At 47.7% G+C, this 19,982-nt stretch carries 16 protein-coding genes and 1 tRNA gene; 7 read left to right on the plus strand and 10 right to left on the minus strand.

The genetic code is table 11. From position 1 onward, the window contains the following. The first annotated feature begins 132 nt into the window (after window positions 1-132). The 3 genes from F1593_RS29325 (at window position 133) to F1593_RS17155 (ending at window position 2,418) form a co-directional block, all read left to right on the plus strand. Window positions 133-1,092, plus strand: coding sequence for a peptidylprolyl isomerase (locus tag F1593_RS29325; protein WP_149402785.1), 960 nt, complete (start codon window positions 133-135; stop codon window positions 1,090-1,092). Between the two features lie 156 nt (window positions 1,093-1,248). Then, on the plus strand, window positions 1,249-1,761 hold the full coding sequence (locus F1593_RS17150) for a peptidylprolyl isomerase (protein ID WP_149402786.1): 513 nt from the start codon (window positions 1,249-1,251) through the stop codon (window positions 1,759-1,761). Window positions 1,762-1,944: 183 nt separating this feature from the next. Continuing rightward, complete coding sequence (locus F1593_RS17155) at window positions 1,945-2,418, plus strand: nuclear transport factor 2 family protein (RefSeq protein ID WP_149402787.1); 474 nt, start codon at window positions 1,945-1,947, stop codon at window positions 2,416-2,418. Between the two features lie 89 nt (window positions 2,419-2,507). On the opposite strand, the gene F1593_RS17160 is transcribed toward F1593_RS17155, so the two are convergent. The 6 genes from F1593_RS17160 to F1593_RS17185 form a co-directional block, all read right to left on the minus strand. Continuing rightward, complete coding sequence (locus F1593_RS17160; protein ID WP_149402788.1) at window positions 2,508-3,113, minus strand: hypothetical protein; 606 nt, start codon at window positions 3,111-3,113, stop codon at window positions 2,508-2,510. 16 nt (window positions 3,114-3,129) lie between these two features. Then, a complete protein-coding gene (gene lepB / locus F1593_RS17165) occupies window positions 3,130-3,678 on the minus strand; it encodes a signal peptidase I (RefSeq protein ID WP_149402789.1) in 549 nt (182 codons plus the stop codon). Between the two features lie 463 nt (window positions 3,679-4,141). Beyond that, window positions 4,142-6,358, minus strand: a complete 2,217-nt coding sequence (locus F1593_RS17170) for a glycosyltransferase family 2 protein (RefSeq protein ID WP_172632194.1) — start codon at window positions 6,356-6,358, stop codon at window positions 4,142-4,144. A 16-nt stretch (window positions 6,359-6,374) separates the two neighbouring features. Beyond that, the gene (locus F1593_RS17175; RefSeq protein ID WP_149402791.1) at window positions 6,375-7,727 is read right to left on the minus strand and encodes a lipopolysaccharide biosynthesis protein; all 1,353 of its coding nucleotides are present in this window, start codon (window positions 7,725-7,727) and stop codon (window positions 6,375-6,377) included. A 392-nt stretch (window positions 7,728-8,119) separates the two neighbouring features. Further along, window positions 8,120-8,866, minus strand: a complete 747-nt coding sequence (locus tag F1593_RS17180; RefSeq protein ID WP_149402792.1) for an RNA polymerase sigma factor — start codon at window positions 8,864-8,866, stop codon at window positions 8,120-8,122. Window positions 8,867-9,276: 410 nt separating this feature from the next. Beyond that, window positions 9,277-9,350 (minus strand) — tRNA-Gln (locus F1593_RS17185). Between the two features lie 333 nt (window positions 9,351-9,683). Between F1593_RS17185 and mdh the strand changes: the two genes are divergently transcribed. Further along, window positions 9,684-10,610 carry a malate dehydrogenase gene (gene mdh / locus F1593_RS17190; protein ID WP_149402793.1) on the plus strand — a complete coding sequence of 309 codons (927 nt, stop codon included), beginning with the start codon at window positions 9,684-9,686 and terminating at the stop codon, window positions 10,608-10,610. 51 nt (window positions 10,611-10,661) lie between these two features. Here mdh and rsmI read toward each other — a convergent pair whose 3' ends face one another. Then, window positions 10,662-11,417: a 16S rRNA (cytidine(1402)-2'-O)-methyltransferase gene (gene rsmI, locus F1593_RS17195; RefSeq protein ID WP_149402794.1), complete on the minus strand. Its 756-nt coding sequence runs from the start codon at window positions 11,415-11,417 to the stop codon at window positions 10,662-10,664. A gap of 58 nt (window positions 11,418-11,475) precedes the next feature. Further along, window positions 11,476-13,032: an AMP-dependent synthetase/ligase gene (locus F1593_RS17200; RefSeq protein WP_172632195.1), complete on the minus strand. Its 1,557-nt coding sequence runs from the start codon at window positions 13,030-13,032 to the stop codon at window positions 11,476-11,478. A gap of 731 nt (window positions 13,033-13,763) precedes the next feature. Between F1593_RS17200 and F1593_RS17205 the strand changes: the two genes are divergently transcribed. From F1593_RS17205 to F1593_RS17215, 3 genes are all read left to right on the plus strand, one after another. Continuing rightward, on the plus strand, window positions 13,764-15,146 hold the full coding sequence (locus F1593_RS17205) for a helix-turn-helix domain-containing protein (RefSeq protein WP_149402796.1): 1,383 nt from the start codon (window positions 13,764-13,766) through the stop codon (window positions 15,144-15,146). A gap of 298 nt (window positions 15,147-15,444) precedes the next feature. Further along, the gene (locus F1593_RS17210) at window positions 15,445-16,347 is read left to right on the plus strand and encodes an RNA polymerase sigma factor (RefSeq protein ID WP_149402797.1); all 903 of its coding nucleotides are present in this window, start codon (window positions 15,445-15,447) and stop codon (window positions 16,345-16,347) included. A gap of 33 nt (window positions 16,348-16,380) precedes the next feature. Continuing rightward, window positions 16,381-17,430 (plus strand): hypothetical protein, encoded by a 1,050-nt coding sequence (locus tag F1593_RS17215; RefSeq protein WP_149402798.1) that lies wholly within the window; start codon window positions 16,381-16,383, stop codon window positions 17,428-17,430. Here the strand turns inward: F1593_RS17215 and moaC are convergent. Continuing rightward, entirely contained in the window at window positions 17,427-17,942 is a 516-nt protein-coding gene (moaC, locus tag F1593_RS17220; protein ID WP_149402799.1) for a cyclic pyranopterin monophosphate synthase MoaC, read from the minus strand. The two genes, F1593_RS17215 and moaC, sit on opposite strands and share 4 nt — an antisense overlap. Before the next feature lie 125 nt (window positions 17,943-18,067). Beyond that, window positions 18,068-19,420 (minus strand): helix-turn-helix transcriptional regulator, encoded by a 1,353-nt coding sequence (locus F1593_RS17225; RefSeq protein WP_149402800.1) that lies wholly within the window; start codon window positions 19,418-19,420, stop codon window positions 18,068-18,070. Window positions 19,421-19,982 lie beyond the last annotated feature (562 nt).

Here is a 19,982-nt window from a genome sequence, read left to right on the forward strand (position 1 = left end):
TGCCGGCCAGTCTGAGTAAAGATGGATGAAGACAGGACTTGACCATAAAATGCAGTAAGGTTATGATAAGTCAACAAATTACACGAGTTTGTATTGGTCAGGTAACAAAGAAGGAGCATTGGAAAATCTCTCATGCCAAAGACGACAAAACGTGCTGAAGCGAGGCGCGCCGCAAAAATTTCACGGGCACATTCTACCCAACTGCCCAATTTGGATGTAAAAAGCGATCAGGGACGCCGTACTCCTCCGGGTTATAAGCCTCCTGCTCGTGGTATTGCGCGCTACCCCTGGGCCGCCAGTATTTTAGTGGCGGTGGTAATTATTTGCGCGGGATTGTATTTATTTACCAATCATCTCTGGCCTTTTGCATTGGCCAAGGCGACGACCACCAAACCAGCCGTCACTGCGACATCTGTGGTCAAATCGGCCACCACGCCACAGGTTGCTGCCACACCGACGACAGCGGTCATCAGCGGAACCGTTACAGACGCAGCTTCACCCTGTGCAAAGAACGATATGCTCAGTGCGGTCACCGATACATCTGCTGGGCCAACGGCAAATCAAGTCAAGAGCATCAGCCACACCTATAGCAAAGCTGAGAACGTCATTGACACCAATAAGATTTATTGTGCTGGTATCAATACCAACCATGGTTTAGTGGTTGTCGAACTTGATCCCAAGCTGGCCCCCAATACCGTTAACAACTTTGTCTTTTTAGCGCAGAAGCATTTCTATGATGGCCTGACCTTTCACCGTGTCATGTCTGGCTTTATGGCGCAGGGTGGTGACCCAACCGGTACAGGTACTGGTGGCCCTGGCTATAAATTCAATGATGAGAAGGTCCAGGGTTCATATACCGCAGGCACCATCGCGATGGCCAACTCTGGCGCAAATACTAACGGTAGTCAGTTTTTCATCAATACGGTTGACAACTCAAGTAAGTTAACCAAATCCTATAACCTATTCGGCCATGTGGTGCAGGGCTTAAATGTGGTGCAGAGTTTCACCATAAACTACGATGCTAGCAACAATCCTATCGCGGGCGCGGCCCCGAACGTGATGGAGCATGTGATCGTGAAGGCTGCTTCCTGAGTCGCAAGCACTGATTACAGCAGAGTTGCACAACACTGGCATAACTTGACAGCATGCCATAGAATGGTAAGGGCTTCCTATAAATGTAGGAAGCCCTTAAACTGTAAAGGCGACTCTTCAGAATGTCGCTCTCAAGTTATGGAAGGAGAAATATACTTGGCTAAGCAATATAGTGCTCCACCAACAATGCAAATTGATAAAACCAAGACATACAAGGCCATTTTTCATACAGATAAAGGTGACATCACTGTCGATCTGTTTGCTGCTCAGGCCCCTGAGACGGTCAACAACTTTGTCTTCCTGGCTCGTGATGGCTTCTACAATAACACGACCTTCCATCGTGTCATCGGCGGCTTTATGGCGCAGGGTGGCGATCCAGAGGGTTCCGGTCGTGGTGGCCCTGGCTATCGCTTTAACGACGAGCGTGGTGCTCTGGCATTGAAGCATGATGGCCCTGGCGTTTTGTCGATGGCAAATGCTGGTCCAAATACCAACGGCTCACAGTTCTTCATTACCTATGAAGCCACTCCCCACCTCAATGGCAAACATGGTGTGTTCGGGAAGGTTTCTCAGGGCATGGATGTGCTCCGTTCACTGCGCGAGCGTGATCCAATGCGTGACCGCCAGCCTGGTGATGCGCTGCACTTCATCGAGATCGTCGAAGAATAAGCAGCGTTTTTCCTGCATTTCCCACAATCTATCAGGATTGTGGGATTTTTTTTGCTCTTATCCCTTTGCTCGCTCTCGCACGTATTACAAGAAACATGAGATAAGATCGAGAGGGGCGGCGCGCTATGAAGATAAAAGCAAAGATTTGATGTCGTGCGCGCTGCTGGTAGAAGGAGTGTTGTTATGAGTTCCAATCGCGTGGATGTTGTGAAATCTTTGATTGCAGCCTTGCAATCTGGTGATATAGAGTTAGCTACTCATCTTTTGGACGAGCAATTTGAGATGACCGGCTTCGCGCAAAAGTCCCTGTCTCAGGCCCAATTTTTAGGGATGCAGGATGCCTTGCTGGCAGCAATGCCTGATCTTTCCTATCATCTGGAAAATGCTGCTCGTTTGGAGGATCAGAATAGTGTAGAGGCAAACATAACTCTGACTGGCACCCACAGTAATGATCTTGCTCTTCCTCTGTTTGGACTGGAGTTGATCCCGGCAACAGGCATCGCAGTCACGTTGCCACAGACCGCGGTCACTTTTGAGGTGGTAGATGATAAGATTGTGAAGATGGCTTTTGAGCCAGTAACTGGTGGTGGCCTATCGGGATTATTGCAGCAGGTTGGCTCTGAACTCCCACTTCTGCCAGATAACACTGTGGGATAGTCCGGCTCAGGCTTGAGGGTGGTAGAGGTAGGGGAAAGGACCAATCTGGATGTGGGGACGACCATAGCAAGCATGGTCGTCCTGAAGTATTATTCCACTTCCTGCTGAGCTTTTTTGGCGAGATAATAGGGATGTTTGCGGGTGGCTGTCTGTGTACCCCAGAGGCTAATCAGGGCTCCAATCAGCGCCCAGACCAGTACAAAGACCACCAGGAGCAGTATCCCGCTAGCAGTAGTGGAGGAGGCTGTGGCTGTATTGGTCAATCTGCCAGGATAATTGGGGATATATTGTAGGACGATACCCCCGATATAGGAGACGGCTCCAACCAGGGCACCGGCATAAAAACCATACAGGCGGCGTACCGATTTCTTTCCGACCAGGAAACCTACCCCAAAGGCCACCAGTAAAGCCAGGGTATAATTCAGGCAACTCAAGCCGAGAATGGTCTGGGCTGTCCCAAGTGACATATTATCTCCCTGGCTGGCCGCTGTGCGAAAGAGAGACGTATTTGAGAGGGTTGTCCCGATCGAGATGACCACTGTGAGCAGGCCACCCAGAATACCGATCCCCAGGGCGTTACGGAGGCCATGAGGTGGAAATGAGGTAGAGGCCAGGGAACCTTCTTCAAGCGAGCTATCGTTGCCATAGTCAAACGCTGGACGCGAATTGGAATAGTGCTTTTCCGAGTCTTGCATTATGCTTATTATCCTCTTATTTGTTTGGGAGGTCTTTATAGACATCCGAGTGGGTGTCGATGAAATGAATATGATTGAGTGGCCAAAAGACCAGCACAGCTTTGCCGACAATATAGTCCCTGGGCACAAAACCCCAGGTTCGTGAGTCATCGCTGACAGGGCGATTATCTCCCATCACAAAATATTGATTGGCAGGTACGGTCCAGGTCTGACCAGCCAGATTATAGGGCGCGCTGATATAGGCCTTCTCATCGAGAACCTTCCCATTAACAGTCACCGTATCGCGATCAGTCGTAATCGTATCTCCTGGTAGGCCAATCACGCGCTTAATGAAATTTTGTGTCACATCCCTGGGATAGTGGAAGACGATCACATCTCCACGTTCAGGGCCATGGAACAGATAATTCACTTTATTGACCATGACATATTGATCGGTGACAAGTCCTGGCTGCATGCTGGGTCCATCGACACGATAACTTTGCACCACAAAGCGTACAACGAGGAAAATCAATATGGTGAGTGCCAAGATTTCGACAATTTCACGCGCTAATTGTGAACGTTTCAACTCAAAACCCTCTCTTATTTTCCGGCTGCTTCGGATTATAGGACCAGCAGCCGAAGAATTGCCACCTGGCCTTATTTTTTTGCTGTTCTCATTATAGCTGATTATCGTTGCCGCTTTCACCTCTTACCAGAGCAATTTACTATACTCTCGCTTTGTATTTCTTGTATTTTGTGAGCGGTCAACTCCTGTATCGCGGCATGATGATATCACAATTGTAGGAAGAATGGCAGCGAAACGGCTTGTGCTGTGAATAAGCATTGAACAAATAGGTTATAGCACAGGCTAAATTTTTTGCTGGTGGCCGAGCGCGGAATGCTCTGAGCAGTGGTTATTTGTTCTTTTCTGACACAGCTTTTGGATCAAAAAGTAGATGGGTGAATAGTACTAACTAAGATCACTCCACTGTTCAAGAGCGAAAGCGAAGTGACCTTGAGACATGCCCTGTATAAGGATGTAAAGGTGACTAGCCCTGTTGTTCGGTGGGAGCTGACATAATGGCTAGCAGGCGTTGGTAAGAGACACTAAGATGCTGTGCGTAGGTTTTCCAACCTTGCCGATAGTCCAGCGCAGCTGACTCGGCCAGGGTATGTTGATATTGTCGCTGTGGAGCCAGCAGTAGCGTCTGTACCAGCGAAGAGCGCTGGGTTGGATCATAGAGCAGACCTGCATGCGGCGGTAGTAAACCATAGAGACGTGGCAGATTGGGCGAGATGACCAGACGCTCATAGGAATAGCAGAGCATGGCGATCGCGGGCATGCCGGCTGTTTTTGCTGTGCTATAGGGCATGATCAGAGCATTTGTTGCGGCAAGATAGAGTGGTAAATCTGCTTCATGATAATCCACGAAGGTATGGAGAGCTGGATTTAATGCGGCGCGTTGGATCAGCTTGAGCGCCTGTTTTTTATCGCGTGGCGTGCCCACGAGGAGCAATTGAGGAGATAGTGCCGCCCGCTGACCATCAGCCAGTAACAGGGTGCGCATAGCCGAGAAGGCTTCGATGCAGTAGATAATTTCATGTTCGGTATGGAGATGAGCCAGACAGAGATAGACAAACGTCTCATTGGCTTGCAGGCCTAGTTGCTGACGAGCCTCAAGGCGTTCAGGTGTGGTCGTGAATACTCCCTGTAAACCTGGATGCGAGAGAAAGTGGGTACGGGTATGCCAGCTATAGTCCTGATAAAACTGTTCTGGTCGTCGTGTACATGTATAAATAATATGGCTCTGCGCGAAGATACGCCGCTCAAAGGCACGCCGCGCGGCACTGTGAAAGCTCCGCACATTATGCCACCAGCCGCCTGCATCTGTACTGACAATGCCCAGACCTAACCATCTGGCAAGGAGAAGTTTTAGCAAGAAAGCGTGGCGTTGCCAGATGGATAGATCAAATCTCCCAGGCTGATAGAGATGGAGGATGCCAACCGCAGTATGTTGATGGGCACGATGCCGCCATAACCAGGAAAAGGGAATTTTCGCTGTACAGGTCGTACAATAAACACCCTGCTGAACGAGCGCTTGCGCCTGTAATGCGGCATCCTGTTCATGAGCCTGGACCATTAATACATGTGGGGTACGTAGCGTTGCTGGCGTGTGATTGCTGAGCATAAAACGTTGTTGAATACGTCCCCAGGTTCTCGCCTGCGACATGGCGGCATGGAGACGCTCACTGGTGGATTTGCGGGCCAGATAAAGCCGCGGGCGCTGGTAGAGACAGATCTGGAGCAGCGTTTTCACTTCCAGCCAGATGGAAAGAATGGTCTGAAGGAAAGAGTCGCCCGCCGCATCCTGATATTGGTCAATATCAGCGTATTGTGCCAGGATTTCAGAGCGACCCTGCCAGTAGGCGCGACCAACCAGAAAAGGACGTGCCAGACGAGCAGGTGAGACACGATGCATGATTATTGCTGTGGGTTCATACCAGAGCGTACGTTGCTGTAAGCGCAGGCGGCGGCAGAGATCAGCTACCTCAGCATTAATAGGACTATGCAGGCGCTTGGTCAGGAACGGCGAGAAATCTCCCGCACGTTCGAGTGCTTCACGTTTGACGGAGAAACAACTGGCCGCAAAGTTGATATTTTCAGGCAGGCGTGTCCGTGAACGAAAAGGCATATAGTAGCCAAAAGTCTCTAGCATGTCATCCGTCAGCCAGTAGGGCTTCTGTGCCTCCCAATACAGTTCTACACAGCCACCAATTGCATCGGCCTGAGTTTCCTGATAAGCAAGTTGGAGGCGTTCCAGAAAAGCAGGATCGGCGAACATATCATCATCCAGAAAGATAATAATCTCGCCACAAGCCACGGACACGCCAGTATTGCGGGCATAGGCCAATCCATTGCGCTTCTCAAGCAGGCATTGTGCACGCCACTGTGTGGATGTTATGGGCTGATGTCCATGATCCACACCGAGATAGGTCTGAATGGCATTGAATGTCCCATCCTCGGAACCATTATCCACCACAATCACTTCGAATGATTCATAAGAGAGTGTTTGCTTTCGCAGGCTGGCTAATGCCGCCAGTACCAGCGTACGGCGGTTATAGGTGCAGATGACGACACTAAAACGCGGGCGTACAGGTTGTTGTCCGGTCTGATGTTGTTCTTTGTTACCCGTCCTGAAAGCCCCCGTCGAGCGTGTACGTAATGAAATATGGGCTGTATGGACAGCGGTATGTTGATGCGTCATAATCTCTCCTCTTGTCCTAATGCAGCGTGCCATGGCGCAACAATACTTTTTTACACAGAAGGATGGAAATCAAGGCCGAGGTAATTTGAGCAATGGCGCTCACAAGTGCCGCGCCTTGCATCCCCCAGAGGATGATCAAGGGAACTGCCAGGATGATTTTTAGGCCCGCCACGCCGACATGGCAGGCTCGTTGCAACTGCTGCATCTGACTTTTAGCATAGCTTTCATGGCTGGCAAGATACGTCAGCCCTACCGTTGCGATACTGCCAAATACTGTCGCGATGAGGAGAATACGCAATGGTTCTACCATTGGCAGATAGTCCGTTCCCAGATAGCTCGCGATAAAGATGGGACAAAGCAGGATCATGAGCGTACAGATAGGGACTGAGAGAAAAATAATGTAACACGAGGTTCTGACAAAGGCATCATATTGATTTAGATAGCGATGTCCCGGAAAAGAGCGTAGCACCAATGGAAAGATCCACTGAGCAAAGAGCGAGGGAGCGACGCCAATAATCTTGCCACTGATAATCGTACTCAGTGCGTAAAAGCCTAATTCTTGTGGATTACACCAGCAGGCGAGCAATAATAATTCGCTACGTTGCCAGATGATAGCATCCAGGAGAAAATGGATACGCGAATGATGCATGTTGTGGATCAGGCGTTCCTTCAGGAAAATACCTGGTGTTAGCGCCTGCTCTAGTGGTAGCAGACAGATAACACAATAGACTGCCAGGACCAATGTCAATGTGTTGGAGAGTGCGCAGGCCAGAATAAAGATCTCAATGGGATGCCCATTGATCTGGGTTGCAATGAGTGTGAAGAACAGGGTCAGGAGTCCACCAAAGAGATTGAGCATGATCAGCAGATCTGAACGGCGCAGGCTACGCAGTGTAATGCCTGCCACGCTACTCAATAATAATGGGAGGGTCGCCAGACTGAAGAGGAGCAAGAAGCCCGGTACAAAGTCATGGAATACCCGCGTCAGAAAGAAAGAGAGCGCGAGGTAAATCAGACAATACCACAAAATATTCCGATGTTGACGATACCACAAAAAATAGAAGATACCTGCCATAAGGCGAGGTGATTCGCGGCTCTGTGTTGCCGCAATTTGGCGGCTTGTCAATGTTGACATACCAGTGCCAATCACCGGAATGATGACCGTTGCCAGCCATTGTGTAAAAAGATAACTCCCAAACAGGCGCGGTCCCAGCATGCGAGCAATACAGATATAGATGCTGGCATTGATCAGTATCGAGCATGCGCGGCAGCTATTTTGCCAGACAGCGGCGCGATTGAAGCTTGAAACATGAAATTGCTGCTGTATAAAAGTTCGTGTTTGTAAGAACGAAATATCCCTTCCACCCACCTTTTTCCCCCTCAGATTATAGAATGAAGCGTCCAGTTCTTTTGTTCATACTTGTGCCTTTAAAATGGAAACAGACTGTTCATACTGATAATTGTACCATACTATGGGATAATACTTTATTCTATTGCTTATCATGTAGGAAGACAGCGTCGTAGTAAATAAAAGAAGAGCTGCGAGTTTTTATCGCATATAGCTCTGGCATCAAAGAAGAGATAAGGAACCGACCGATTTATTGGGAGGCAGAAGGTGTGGTGTTTTTATGCAGGAGCGTGTTTTACCAGTATGAGGAGGCAGTTATTGTGTTAGATCACGGTGAAGAAATATAACATACACCGTATGAACTGCCTCCAGATCCTGTTTGTAAGCCATAGGTAGACATGTATAACATAGTGTTACGCAGCCGACGGCACGAAGCCAAGCAGACAACGTGGTGTCACTTCTTCTTCTTCTTCCATCTCGGAAGCACGCAGGATACGGCGGAGATTCGTGAGCGCGGCCTGAATTCGCTTTTTCAACGTATTTTCGGACGTATCTAATGTTTGCGCCATCTCCGGCAGGGTCATTCCATTATAATAATGCAGTACAATAACAACCCGTTGTTTCAAAGGGAGGCTTTCAATTGCGTTCGCCAGATCCCAATCACGTTCCATTCGTCCTTTATAGTCATCGGCGGCCTGAGAGATCATATCTGTCTCCTGTTCGGATAGAGCCTGTCGCATAAAGGCGCTGGTGCGGGCCAGACGGCGCTTAAAGCTAATACACTGATTGACAACGATACGCATCAGCCATGGACGAAGAGCCCCCGCCTTACGTAAATCTCCCAGATGATGCCAGGCCTGGATGAGTGCATCCTGAACCACATCTTCCGCAATATCGCGATCCCCAACAATCATCGATGCTGTACGCAACATCAAAGTGCTATATTGATCCACAATATCCCCAAAGGCGTTATGATCACCTTGAATCGCGCGGTTCACCAGTGCCTCTTGTTCCAAGAGTTCTGCAGTTTTCTCAGCTGAAATATCATCATTGGCCTGTTGATCGGTATCCATATTGATAGTGGTATCCAGACCTGGCAGTTCAACAACTTCATCCAGCGTTAGGATAGTTTCTTGAGCCTGGGCTGTGGCTGAGACCATGTGAATTGTCCTCCTGCTAGAGTTTTACTGTGCAAACTATATACAGGAATATAACATACGATATACATATGAACAAGGTGTGCCCGCTCATGGATTTTTGCACATCACTATTTTCTTATTCTATTTGTAGAAACTATCTACAAACATTGTACAATGGACGTGCTATTGGGAGGGATCTCCTATCTGACGGATTTCATCAGGATATTTGCTTATGTGCCATATTAAGGATCTTTTTTGTCCCTTAATAGCCATTTATAGCTGGACCACTTGCTTGTAATAAATGAGCTTCGGAAGTGCTCTTATAAATTCTTGTAAAGGCTTGAAACAAAAAAGGTAGTTGGCTTTTCATCATTTTATTGATGAAAAGCCAACTACCTTTTTTGTTTCAAGCCTCTACAAGCCGTTGCAAGTGGCTGGGGTACAGGGATTCGAACCCCAATTAACTGATCCAGAATCAGCCGTCCTACCGTTGAACGATACCCCAATATTTTTTTGTTTCGCGTCGATCTCTCGTTCGCATAGGTATAATACTCCATCCATTGCTTTCTGTCAAGCGCTTTTTATTGAGTTTTTGAAAAGTGCGAAAAATCCATTGTTCTGGCCCTGTTTTATCCATTTCGGGCGCACATGGCACCCATCGCCAGAGCAAAAAGAACGGGATTGGTATCAGATTCAGGGTGCTGGTTAATTGCCAATCGTGGCCCTTTAGGCATACAATAGCGGTAGAACGCTAAACATTTTATTAGTGGTAGCGGTTAAACGCGATCTCGAAATCGATTAAGAAGCAATGAACATGGACATATGAAAGGATACGTCGATGCGAAGTAAAATCACTGTAGTGGGAGCTGGATTTGTTGGGAGCACCCTCGTACAGCGTATAGCGGAGCGTGATTACGCTGATGTGGTAATGTTTGATATCGTTCCCAACATGCCTCAGGGGAAGGCTCTCGATATGCTCCAGGCTGGTCCTGTATTGGGCTATGATACCTTGATCACTGGCACCAACGATTATGCTGATACCGCCAACTCTGATCTGGTGGTGATTACCTCTGGTTTTCCACGCAAGCCTGGCATGAGCCGCGATGATCTCTTGAAAAAGAATCAGCAAGTTGTCACTCAGGTCACCGAACAGATTGTGAAATATTCACCTGCTTGTATTCTCATTATTGTCACCAATCCTCTGGATGCGATGGCCCAGGTGGCATTGCAGGTCAGTGGTTTCCCTCGTGAGCGTGTGTTGGGTATGGCAGGCGTCCTTGATACTTCCCGTTTCCGTACGTTTATCGCGCAGGAATTGGGCGCCTCGATTCGGGATGTGCAGGCGTATGTGCTGGGTGGACATGGCGATAGTATGGTGCCGTTGTCTCGCTTATGCACAGTCGCAGGTGTGCCAATCTCCGAGCTCTTGCCAGCCGAGCGCATTGAACAGATTGTCCAACGCACACGCGATGGTGGTGCGGAGATTGTCAATCTGCTGGGTAATGGTAGTGCATATTTTGCTCCCTCCGCCTCAGTCTTACAGATGATTGATTCTATCATTCTGGACAAAAAGATGATCATGCCGTGCGCAATTTATTTACAGGGTGAGTATGGGCTCAATAATCTGTTTGTAGGTGTGCCCGCCAAATTAGGGGCCAAAGGCCTGGAGCAGGTGATTGAGGTCGAACTCTCTGAGAATGAGCAGGCCCTGCTCAATAAATCCGCCGAGGCCGTCAAAGAATTGGTGACTGTGTTGGGTTACTAGGAGCACGCTCTTGTCGTAGTCGATGAGGAAGGAAAGAGCACTGCTAGTGCCCTATTCCTCCTCATCCATCGCATCTTCCACTTCGGCTTTGACGTCATCCTCCGTATTCTGCTCCTCACGGTTGCGCAACGATTTCTCTTTTTCCTGACCACCAATTACGACAATATATTCGCCTTTTAATTTGGCGTTCTGGGGTAAGGCAGCTAACAGAGATGAAAGTGTTCCACGCTCAACTTTCTCAAACATCTTGGTCAGATCATTTGCCAGAGCAGCCGGTCGGTCACCAAAGACGGCAAGAGCATCTTTCAAAAAGCCATCCAGGCGATAGGGGCTCTCATAATAAATCAGAGTATGAGGAGCCTCACGATCCACCTCAAAAAACTTCCGTCGTCCCACTGGCTTGCGAGGAGGGAAGCCACGGAAGGTAAAACTATGGACCGGGAGGCCAGAGAGCACCAGGGCCATCACAAAAGCTGTGGCACCTGGAATCATGGTCAGCTCGACCTCCGCCTGAATAGCGCGACGTACCAGCGTAAAGCCAGGATCTGAGATGCCAGGTGTCCCTGCATCGGTTACCACCGCCACGGATAGCCCCTGTTGGAGTAAGGCGATAATGTGATCTCCGGCGCGCTGTTCATTGTGTTCATGGAAGGCCATTTGACGTTTTTGGATGTCGAAGTGCTTGAGCAGCATGCCCGTTTTGCGGGTATCCTCGCTGGCGACAACATCAACAGAGCGCAGGATTTCCAACGCACGGAGCGTAATATCGTTCAGATTCCCAATCGGGGTTGCGACTAAGTAGAGCATGGGTGCCTTTCTCTCTGGTAGCTATCCTTAAGATCCTGGTTTACCTGCCCGCTATCTGTTACTTCTGGCGGATAACAGGCAAAGTGTCGAAGACTTCCTGACGTTTGACCTTGAGTGTGTGGGTACGTGGGAAATCTTTTTCCGGCCAAAGGGTATATCCTTTGATTTGTTGATGGGGAGCCAGCAAGCGATTTGCCTGCTGCACAGCCATCTTCGCCTGGCTGGCATCCTCCATCAACAGAATTGCATGGACGGTAGGTCCATGATTATTCTCCGAGATGCCCAGGATCACCGCCTCTTTGACGCCCGACTGGTTCTGGAGTACATTCTCAACATCCTCAGGATAGACATTCATTCCGTTCGCAAGGACAATCAAATTTTTCTTGCGCCCTTTCAGGTACAGATTATGATGTTTGTCAAGATAGCCCAGGTCGCCTGTGGCATACCAGCCATCCCTGAATGCCGCCGCCGTGGCATCTGGATTTTGCCAGTAGCCCAGGGCCACATTGGGACCATGGACCAATATCTCGCCATCCTCATTGATGCGCACGCTGATACCTTCCAGAGGGATGCCTACTGATTCAAGTGTATGGTCATTGAGTGGATTGACCGAGATTACTGGAGCGCACTCAGTTGCTCCATAGCCTTGCAAGATGCGAAATCCCATTTGTTCCCATGTATGGCCCAGTGTGGGAGAAAGATAGGCTCCGCCGCTGACGAATAAACGGAAATGACCTCCAAAGCGCTCATGAACGCTACGAAAGAGAAGATGACGCCATTTGAAAGGAACGTACGCCGCAACTTTATGCAATACCTTCCAGGCTTTTTCGCGCTTCTGACGTCGCACCTCACGTTCAATGCCATTCATAAATAATTGTAATGCCTGTGGCACCAGAACCATCAGAGTCACATTTTGAGTTGTAAGCAATTTAAATAATGTATCTGGAACCAGTGATCCCGCGTAAACAATACTCGCGCCAGCATGCAGCAGTGCGATTTCAATCGTCATCTCAAGCATATGGGAGAGTGGTAAGATTGAAAGGGAGCGATCTTGCGAACTGATTTTCACGCGCTCAACCGAGGCCAGGGCATTCGAGGCAATATTGTGATGCGATAACATTACTCCTTTGGGCTGTCCCGTCGTGCCAGATGTAAATACGAGTTCAGCGAGATCATTTTCCTCCACAGTTGGCAAGCGAGCCATATCAAGGGCAGCTTCGGGAAGAGCATGAATATCAATAAAGGGAATGGAGAGATCTTTCAGGCTCTCATAATTTTTCTGCGTTGTAATCAAATATTTTGCGTCTGTCACATCGAGCAGGCGGTGTAAAAAATCTTCTTTCGTATGCACATCCAGTGGCACAACCGCCAGGCCAAGCAAGAGCGATCCAAAATAGGCCACTAACCAATTTGAGCAGCTGGCGGACCAGATCATCACCCGCTGGCCTTTTTGTACATCTTGCTGTTGAAGATAGCCCGCAAAGCGTTGAACCCGTTCCTGAAGCTCCTGATAGGTTAGGATCGACATCGTATCGTTCGCCGCTGGTTCAATAAGGGCCGGGCGCATCCTGAAATGTTCAGTTGAGCGCTTGAATAATAGAGGAATGGTACTCATCTTCGAGCTCATGCATCCTTTCGCGGAGACTAATAATAACAGTGCTACTGAAAAGAGGAAACGCCACATGTTTCTAGCAACTAGATACAACCAGTTCAGTATATATATGCAGCGAAACTTCAGAAAAGATGATTCATTTCTTCTGCATTATAGTGTAGTTGGGGCGTTTTTACTAGAGGCAGCCATCGTCCCTGAACGTTGAATCGGGTTCTTATCAATTCAAACTCGATCATAACTTCTTCCTATAGTTAGGATTGTATAGTCCATCTCTATTTTTTATCGACTGCTTGCTATCGTTTCAATGTATGCGCTATTACATTGGTATGTGTTAATAACTGAACCAATTCTCTGTAGGAAGCATGGAAGAAGAACAATATGAATGTAAAACAGAATGGTTTTTTACTGAAACCATCGTTACACCTGATATCCTTCATTGATGTGAAGGATTATATAATAAAGCGATGAAAAAAGTACAATATGGGTTGACTAGAATCGTAGTGTATGATAGACTACGAAATATGAAGTAACATCTAGCTATTTTCCTTATTGTAGCATTCAGAATGCTTAAAACGCTCTCTATTTTTAGTGAGGCATACGCGAGAGTTGCTGATTGCGATACCTGTAAGTATGTATGTGAGTATCTTAAGGAAAAGAGTAGCTAGTTCCCATCAAGAATAACCAAGCTTCTAAATTAGAACATCATCATATTATTGATTGAAAGGAACTATTCCATGCCATCCCTTGAAACTGCGAATGTAGGGAAGGCTGTTGCCGCAAGAGTCGGTACGAATATTCGTGAGGTTCGTACAAAATTGGGCATGACTCAAGCTCAACTGGCCGCCCCGGAATTTTCCATTTCCTACATTTCGGCCATTGAGCGCGGTAAGATACGTCCCTCTCTCAAAGCCCTCTCCATTCTGGCTCGTCGCCTGGATGTTCCACTGACATTCCTTCTAGAGGGTTCTCCCTCTGGTGCTGCAGAAGCGCGTGCTGTTGGCTACTCACCTGCTGATTCTGGACCAGATCAGCACGTAGATGTTGATCTTTTGCAAGCTAATGTACTGGTGCAGCAAGGTGATTATGAGCAAGCCAAGGCCCTGCTGGGGCCGATTCAGCCTGAGCGTGTCACTACTGATCAAGTCTATCGTTTATATCTATTGCGTGGTCAAGTGCATTTGAGTGCGGGTGAGTACCAGGAAGCAGTGGTTGACCTGCGCAACGCTGTCGCGCAAGGTGAAGCACTCAACGATAGTGAATTCATCGAACGGGCTCGGAATCTGTTAGGGAAAGCGTACTTTTTACTCTATAACTATACCCTCGCTGTAGAACACCATCAACATTGTTACACTGCGATTGAGAATGGGCAGATCACCGACCCTATATTCTCACTCGATGTCTTCAGTAACCTGGCAAACGATTATTTTCGATTAGGGGACCTGGAGAAATCTATTCTTTATTATCATCGTGCCCTTGAGACACTGGATGCCATGAATCGTGACAGCAAGAGTTTCGCGCGGCAATATATGAGCATCAGCCAGCACTATAAATCGGTTGGTAAACTGTCCATGGCCCGTGAATACGCCTTGCAAAGCCTGGCTATCTATGAGATGCGCGATGAGCAGCGTCTGGTGGGCATGACTCACCAGCGCCTGGGTAAAGCCTTAGAAAAGCAGCAGGACCTGGATGGGGCTGAAAAAGAGTATCGTCAGGCGATCATAATCGAGAGTGAATTGAATGACGAGATCTCTGCATCTGTTTGCCATACCGGGCTGGCTGAACTATTACTCAAACGGGAACAGACTGAGGAGGCAGAAAAAGAGGCTCGCCTGGCTTTGAAATATGCCCAGGCAGGTGGAGATGCGCAGACGCAAGGTCAGGCATTAATTGTCCTGGCTCAGATCAGCCATAAGTTGGATGACTACGCAGCTGCGGATCAATACTTTACCCAGGCATTAGAATTGTTAGATGCCTCGAACGCCCACGAAATTACGGCTGATGCTTACTTCCGTTACGCCAATCTTCTTGAAGAGCGTGGGGATGTCAAGCGTAGTTTGACAATCATCAAAAAAGCTTACGAACACCAGCGTCTGGGTAAGCGTGGAGATATTGAATAACTAGCAGGCGTGTCAGCGCCAGCTTACAAGTGAGCCACAAGATCCTGCTGGTATTGGAAATCAGACATTTTGTTTACAAACTGCGCTCCTACAAGGGTATCCAGAGCAACAACGCCCTTAGTAAGAGCGCAGTTTGTTGCGTATCATGCGTCTTCAATATACAATGTAGAAGAAAATCCAACCCGATACTTTCGGAGTATTTGTTTTTGATGCCTATTCTGGTTGTCTTCCAGGATAAAATGGATAACCATACTCATATCTCTATTTTAACATCGGCACCTCGGAGGAATATCCCGCAATGCCATTTACTGCACATGATTTGAGGTATCGAGCTGAGCAAAGCTATCCTTTACTGTATGCCTATCTGCATCGGAATGCGCAGCGCTTTTTGGGTGCGCTCAAGTATGATGCATTTGAAGTCGATACAGTGATTGGACATGTGGTTGAGCAGCTGGTTCGCCTCGGTATTTTGGGAGGAGAAGACCGGACTCCTCTCACCGCTTTGGATAATTTAAGTGATGCTCAATTCTATGCATTTTTGAGTCATAGTGTAAGAAACAAAGCTATCGACCGTCTGCGTAAACGCCGTTTGCAGGTCAGCTCGACAGCTGAATTAGAAGGATCTGATGACTCAGAGGCGGACAACAATCCTATCACGGATGCAGTAGAATCTTTGTGGGGAACAACGCCTTTTTCAACTCCTGAAGAGATAACGCTGCGTATTTCTTCACAATTAGAATTGCGTAACGTACTCAAGCATTGCATTCTTGCCTTGAATGCCGCTCCCAATCAGCTTCAGGCTGTCATGCAAGAGTTGCATGAGTTTGGAGCTGACGACTTTATATTGTTGCTGGCCGAAGAACTTCATTTTTCTTTTGATAGCGAACGGAATCCTCACATCAGCCAGCACAAGGATCATGCTCATAAAAAGCTACGCCTTTGCCTGCAACGACAGAGTTCCCATTTGACAGTCGCTGTGGCTTTGCGTATTACCATGTATACGGTTAAACATCCGACAGAGAAGAACCGCTATGAAGTACCTATACAGATGCTCGCGCAGGATGATTTCTCAGTTCAGGATGTGCAGAAGGCTTTATATGCATTGGTAGATGAAGGACTTATCGATTGGCATGGTGAGCAGAAAGTACAGCTTTCCTCGGACCAGTTGAAGCGTTTATCGCGTTTTTATAAAGAAGAGTAGCATCCAGGCATACAGAACTGAAGGAGATGTGCAATGAACGATGAAACGATCTTGGGCGGATCTTCCGAGCTCCGAGGAAATTATCAAACATTAGGATTGTGGTTACAGCAGATTTTGCAGCGGCCAGAGCCATCAATAACAGAAACAGCCACTGCCGATAATGATGGTGAGGCCCAATTGGAGCTCACTCTGGCTGGTAACTACCATCTTTCCTTCTACCAACAACTGCCTGACTTTATCATGGCTCTGTTGAACAATGATCTTCAGGCTCCACTTACCTATGCGCCGTTACTTTTTCATTTAGCTGCTTGCCGTGAATGCCATTCCGCATATCTGGATCTCTATAGTTCGATGCATGCCGCTGTCTATCCTATCGCCACTCGTCCACTGTTGGGACAAGGAACACGGACGCTCTCTGCGACACCGCACCGGATGCTCAGCCATCTCAGTCAGTCATTGATCAGTCAGGCGGAGGCCATCTTGCTACAGGCGCGCCACGAGCATATGGAGAATGATGCGGCGGCACGCTCATTGTTGCAATTAGCTTTACGGGTAAGCGCTCATATCACACAGAGTACCTTGCGGCGCGAGGCTTTAAAAGATCTGGTCCGTGTTGCCACGCTCTTTGAACAAGCTTCTACATCCTATCAGTCAGCCAGTAGCGAGCATTCCTATACTCCAGTCTTAGCTACGAGCGGTAACACACGGCGTGGTGCCGTGGTACGGCGTGCTGATAGTAGCGTCCATGCCCATACCGTAGACAACGCGGTGATTCGCTTGCAGGCCCAGTCTCTAGAGGGGAATATTGTGCAACGTGGTGAGATCCTTGAGCTGCAACTGCATAATCTTGAAGAGTCCCTGCGTGGTTCTTTTGTAATCATTTCTGTGTTCCTGGGATCACTGCTTGAGCCGGTGCGTTGGTCGGGTGGGAATCCTGGCGCGATTATGAGCGTCGTTCCAGTCGATGAAAATGGTACTCTCATCACGCCATTGGGCACCACTGATCTGCGCTTAACTCAGCCTGAAGAGCGGAATCTGCTAGAAGCAACGTTCATGCTACTCAATATCCATAAGCATGTCTAAGCAGGTTGGAAATTGACCGTTCCGCTCTTGCCGCCACTTTTCTGCGCGATATAAGCCTGCTCAAGCGTAATGGTTGTATCTACACCTTTGCACATATCATAAATAGTCAGTGCGGCAATGGATACTGCCATAAGTGCTTCAACATCGACGCCTGTTTTATAATGCGTGCGTGTGCGCCCCTCAATAAAGATGAAGCCAGTTTCAGGCTCAAGGGTAAACTGAATATCGATATGCGTCATTGGAAGAGGATGGCAGAGTGGAATGATCTGCGGCGTCTGCTTGGCTGCCATAATGCCAGCGATTCTGGCTACCTCCAGGACGCTCCCTTTGGAGATCTGATTTTGTTCGATCAAGTATAATGTCGCAGGTAGCATACGCACGCGTGCCTGCGCGATTGCTTCGCGCATCGTTTCAGGACGGTCGGTCACATCCACCATATGAACACTGCCCTGTTCGTTGAGATGAGTTAATTGTGCTGGTGTCTCTGGTTGCTCGTTTGGTGCTGTTGGCATAGACTGTGCCCCCTTTCAAGCACAGTATAGCACCAATGGATTGAACACTGACAGCCAGGCAGATCATAGTCTATGCAAATCTCTGATCGATACCCACTACCTGGTTGCCAATATTGTGTCGTGCATTATTTTTCTAAGGTCTGTCGACTTTGAAATGCACGGCGGAAGTGCGTAAAGGCCTCGCGTTCCTGCCCGATATCTTCCAGGATCTGGGCATAGCGTACCGATTCGTCAGCGAGTTCTTCGTGGCTCCCAATGCGTTCTAACATATTTAGTCCTTCGATAAAATGCTGGCTACCTTCCTCATAGGTTTGTGTGGCGTATTTAATGCGTCCGAGCACAATTAACGTGTCGGCAGTAATAATGGTGTCACCAAAGGTTCGTGCGATCTCATAGGCCTGGTGAGCGATGCTTTCGGCCAGCGTCAGATCTTCCTGGAGAAAATACCACTCTGCGTTGCGCGAAAGGAGACTGGCATAGCTCAACTGATCTTGTACGTTTTCTGCTTGTATCTGGAGCGCATTATCAAGATAATCACGGGCCTGTTGTCTATCAACTTTCATGATTGCCTGACCGAGATAATGATGAAGTTCACTTCTCAGTCGCTTGATAGTATCACTATTGTGTAATTGAAGACTCTTGTATGCATACAGCATTGCAAGATTATTATTTTTCTCTGCAGCATAATTTCGACATAAACTAGTGTAGACTGCTTGTATACTCTGTGTGGTCGTCAGTTTTTCTGTAATGGAGAGTGCTTTCTGGAACATTGCTAACGCCTGCTCAAAGTCTTCCGCACGTGTGTAATGCTGTCCCATTTGAATATACGTTTGAGTAGTGAAAAAAGGATCCTGGATGCCGCTTTCTTCAAGTTGATTGAGGCAGCGTTGATGTGCCAGTAAAGCCTGGGCGTGATTGCGCATAGCTGCATAGGTCAGGGCTAACTGATGCAGGATATGCAAATACAGATATTGATCGTTGAGCTCTTTGGCGAGCTGAATGGACTCTGAAAGAGTATATTCACTCTCCTGATACTTCGCTACCTGATAGTATGCCCAGCCTAATAGATACTTTTGCCGCAATTGATGTTGTCGTTTTGGTCGTTTAGAGGTGAGGCGTTCTAAGCGTGAAACTGCAGATGAAGCGCCTCCTTGTATAATTAAAATTTGTGATTCTAGTAATTCTAATTCTACTTCATCCTCTTCTCTCTCATTCAGCGTAGCGGCTGTCGTAGCTCGCTCTTCTTGTTGGGATTTATTGGGAAGTAACTGTATCGAGCTCAGCCCCAGGCGTGATGCTAGAATTTCCAGTGCCCGTAGCGACGGATGAATCTGGCCGCGTTCTATGGCTGAGATGTAACTGACAGAGAAATCGGGGGCAGCAAGTTGACTCTGTGTATAGTGTTGTGCGATACGTGCTGCCCGCAACTTTTCCCCTACAGATTTTCCAATCTTGTTTGATGGTTGCTCAGGGGACATGTTGACCTCCTAATGTTCTGATTTTAAGATAGAGAGTCAATAAATACACAAAATCCTGGTCAAATGTATTGTAAAATACACTTATGTATGGTGTCAATATGTTAGTGCAATCTGCATTCGAAAGATACTGTTAAATTTCGCTTGTGTTACAAGTAAAATTCTTTATTTACGCGCTTAGTTGTACTGTAATCAGTGCGTACTATAATGCTTAGGATATCTAAAATCCCCAGAGTGATAGTTTTCTACATTAAAGCTATCGTGCTAGCAGTTTGATTTTAGCTATATTCTTTTTATCTATTTTCTGCCTATTCTCTCCTCTTCTCCAGTGGAAAGGATGCTCATACAACACACTTGTCAGGAGGAAAAAGTGATCCATATTATATCTATTCTCGACTGAGTCCGGTGAGGTATTTACACAAGTAATTGGTATTTGTCGCACTCATTTGTTACAGTTTTTGCTCACTATGGATGGAAGGAAGCAAAAAATGTACTCGTATCTTCAACGTTATATATAGAGCCACGGTATAAAGCCATTTGATTTGAAGGTGTATTTTGCAAACAA

This window comes from Dictyobacter arantiisoli (assembly GCF_008326305.1).
Lineage (GTDB): Bacteria > Chloroflexota > Ktedonobacteria > Ktedonobacterales > Ktedonobacteraceae > Dictyobacter > Dictyobacter arantiisoli.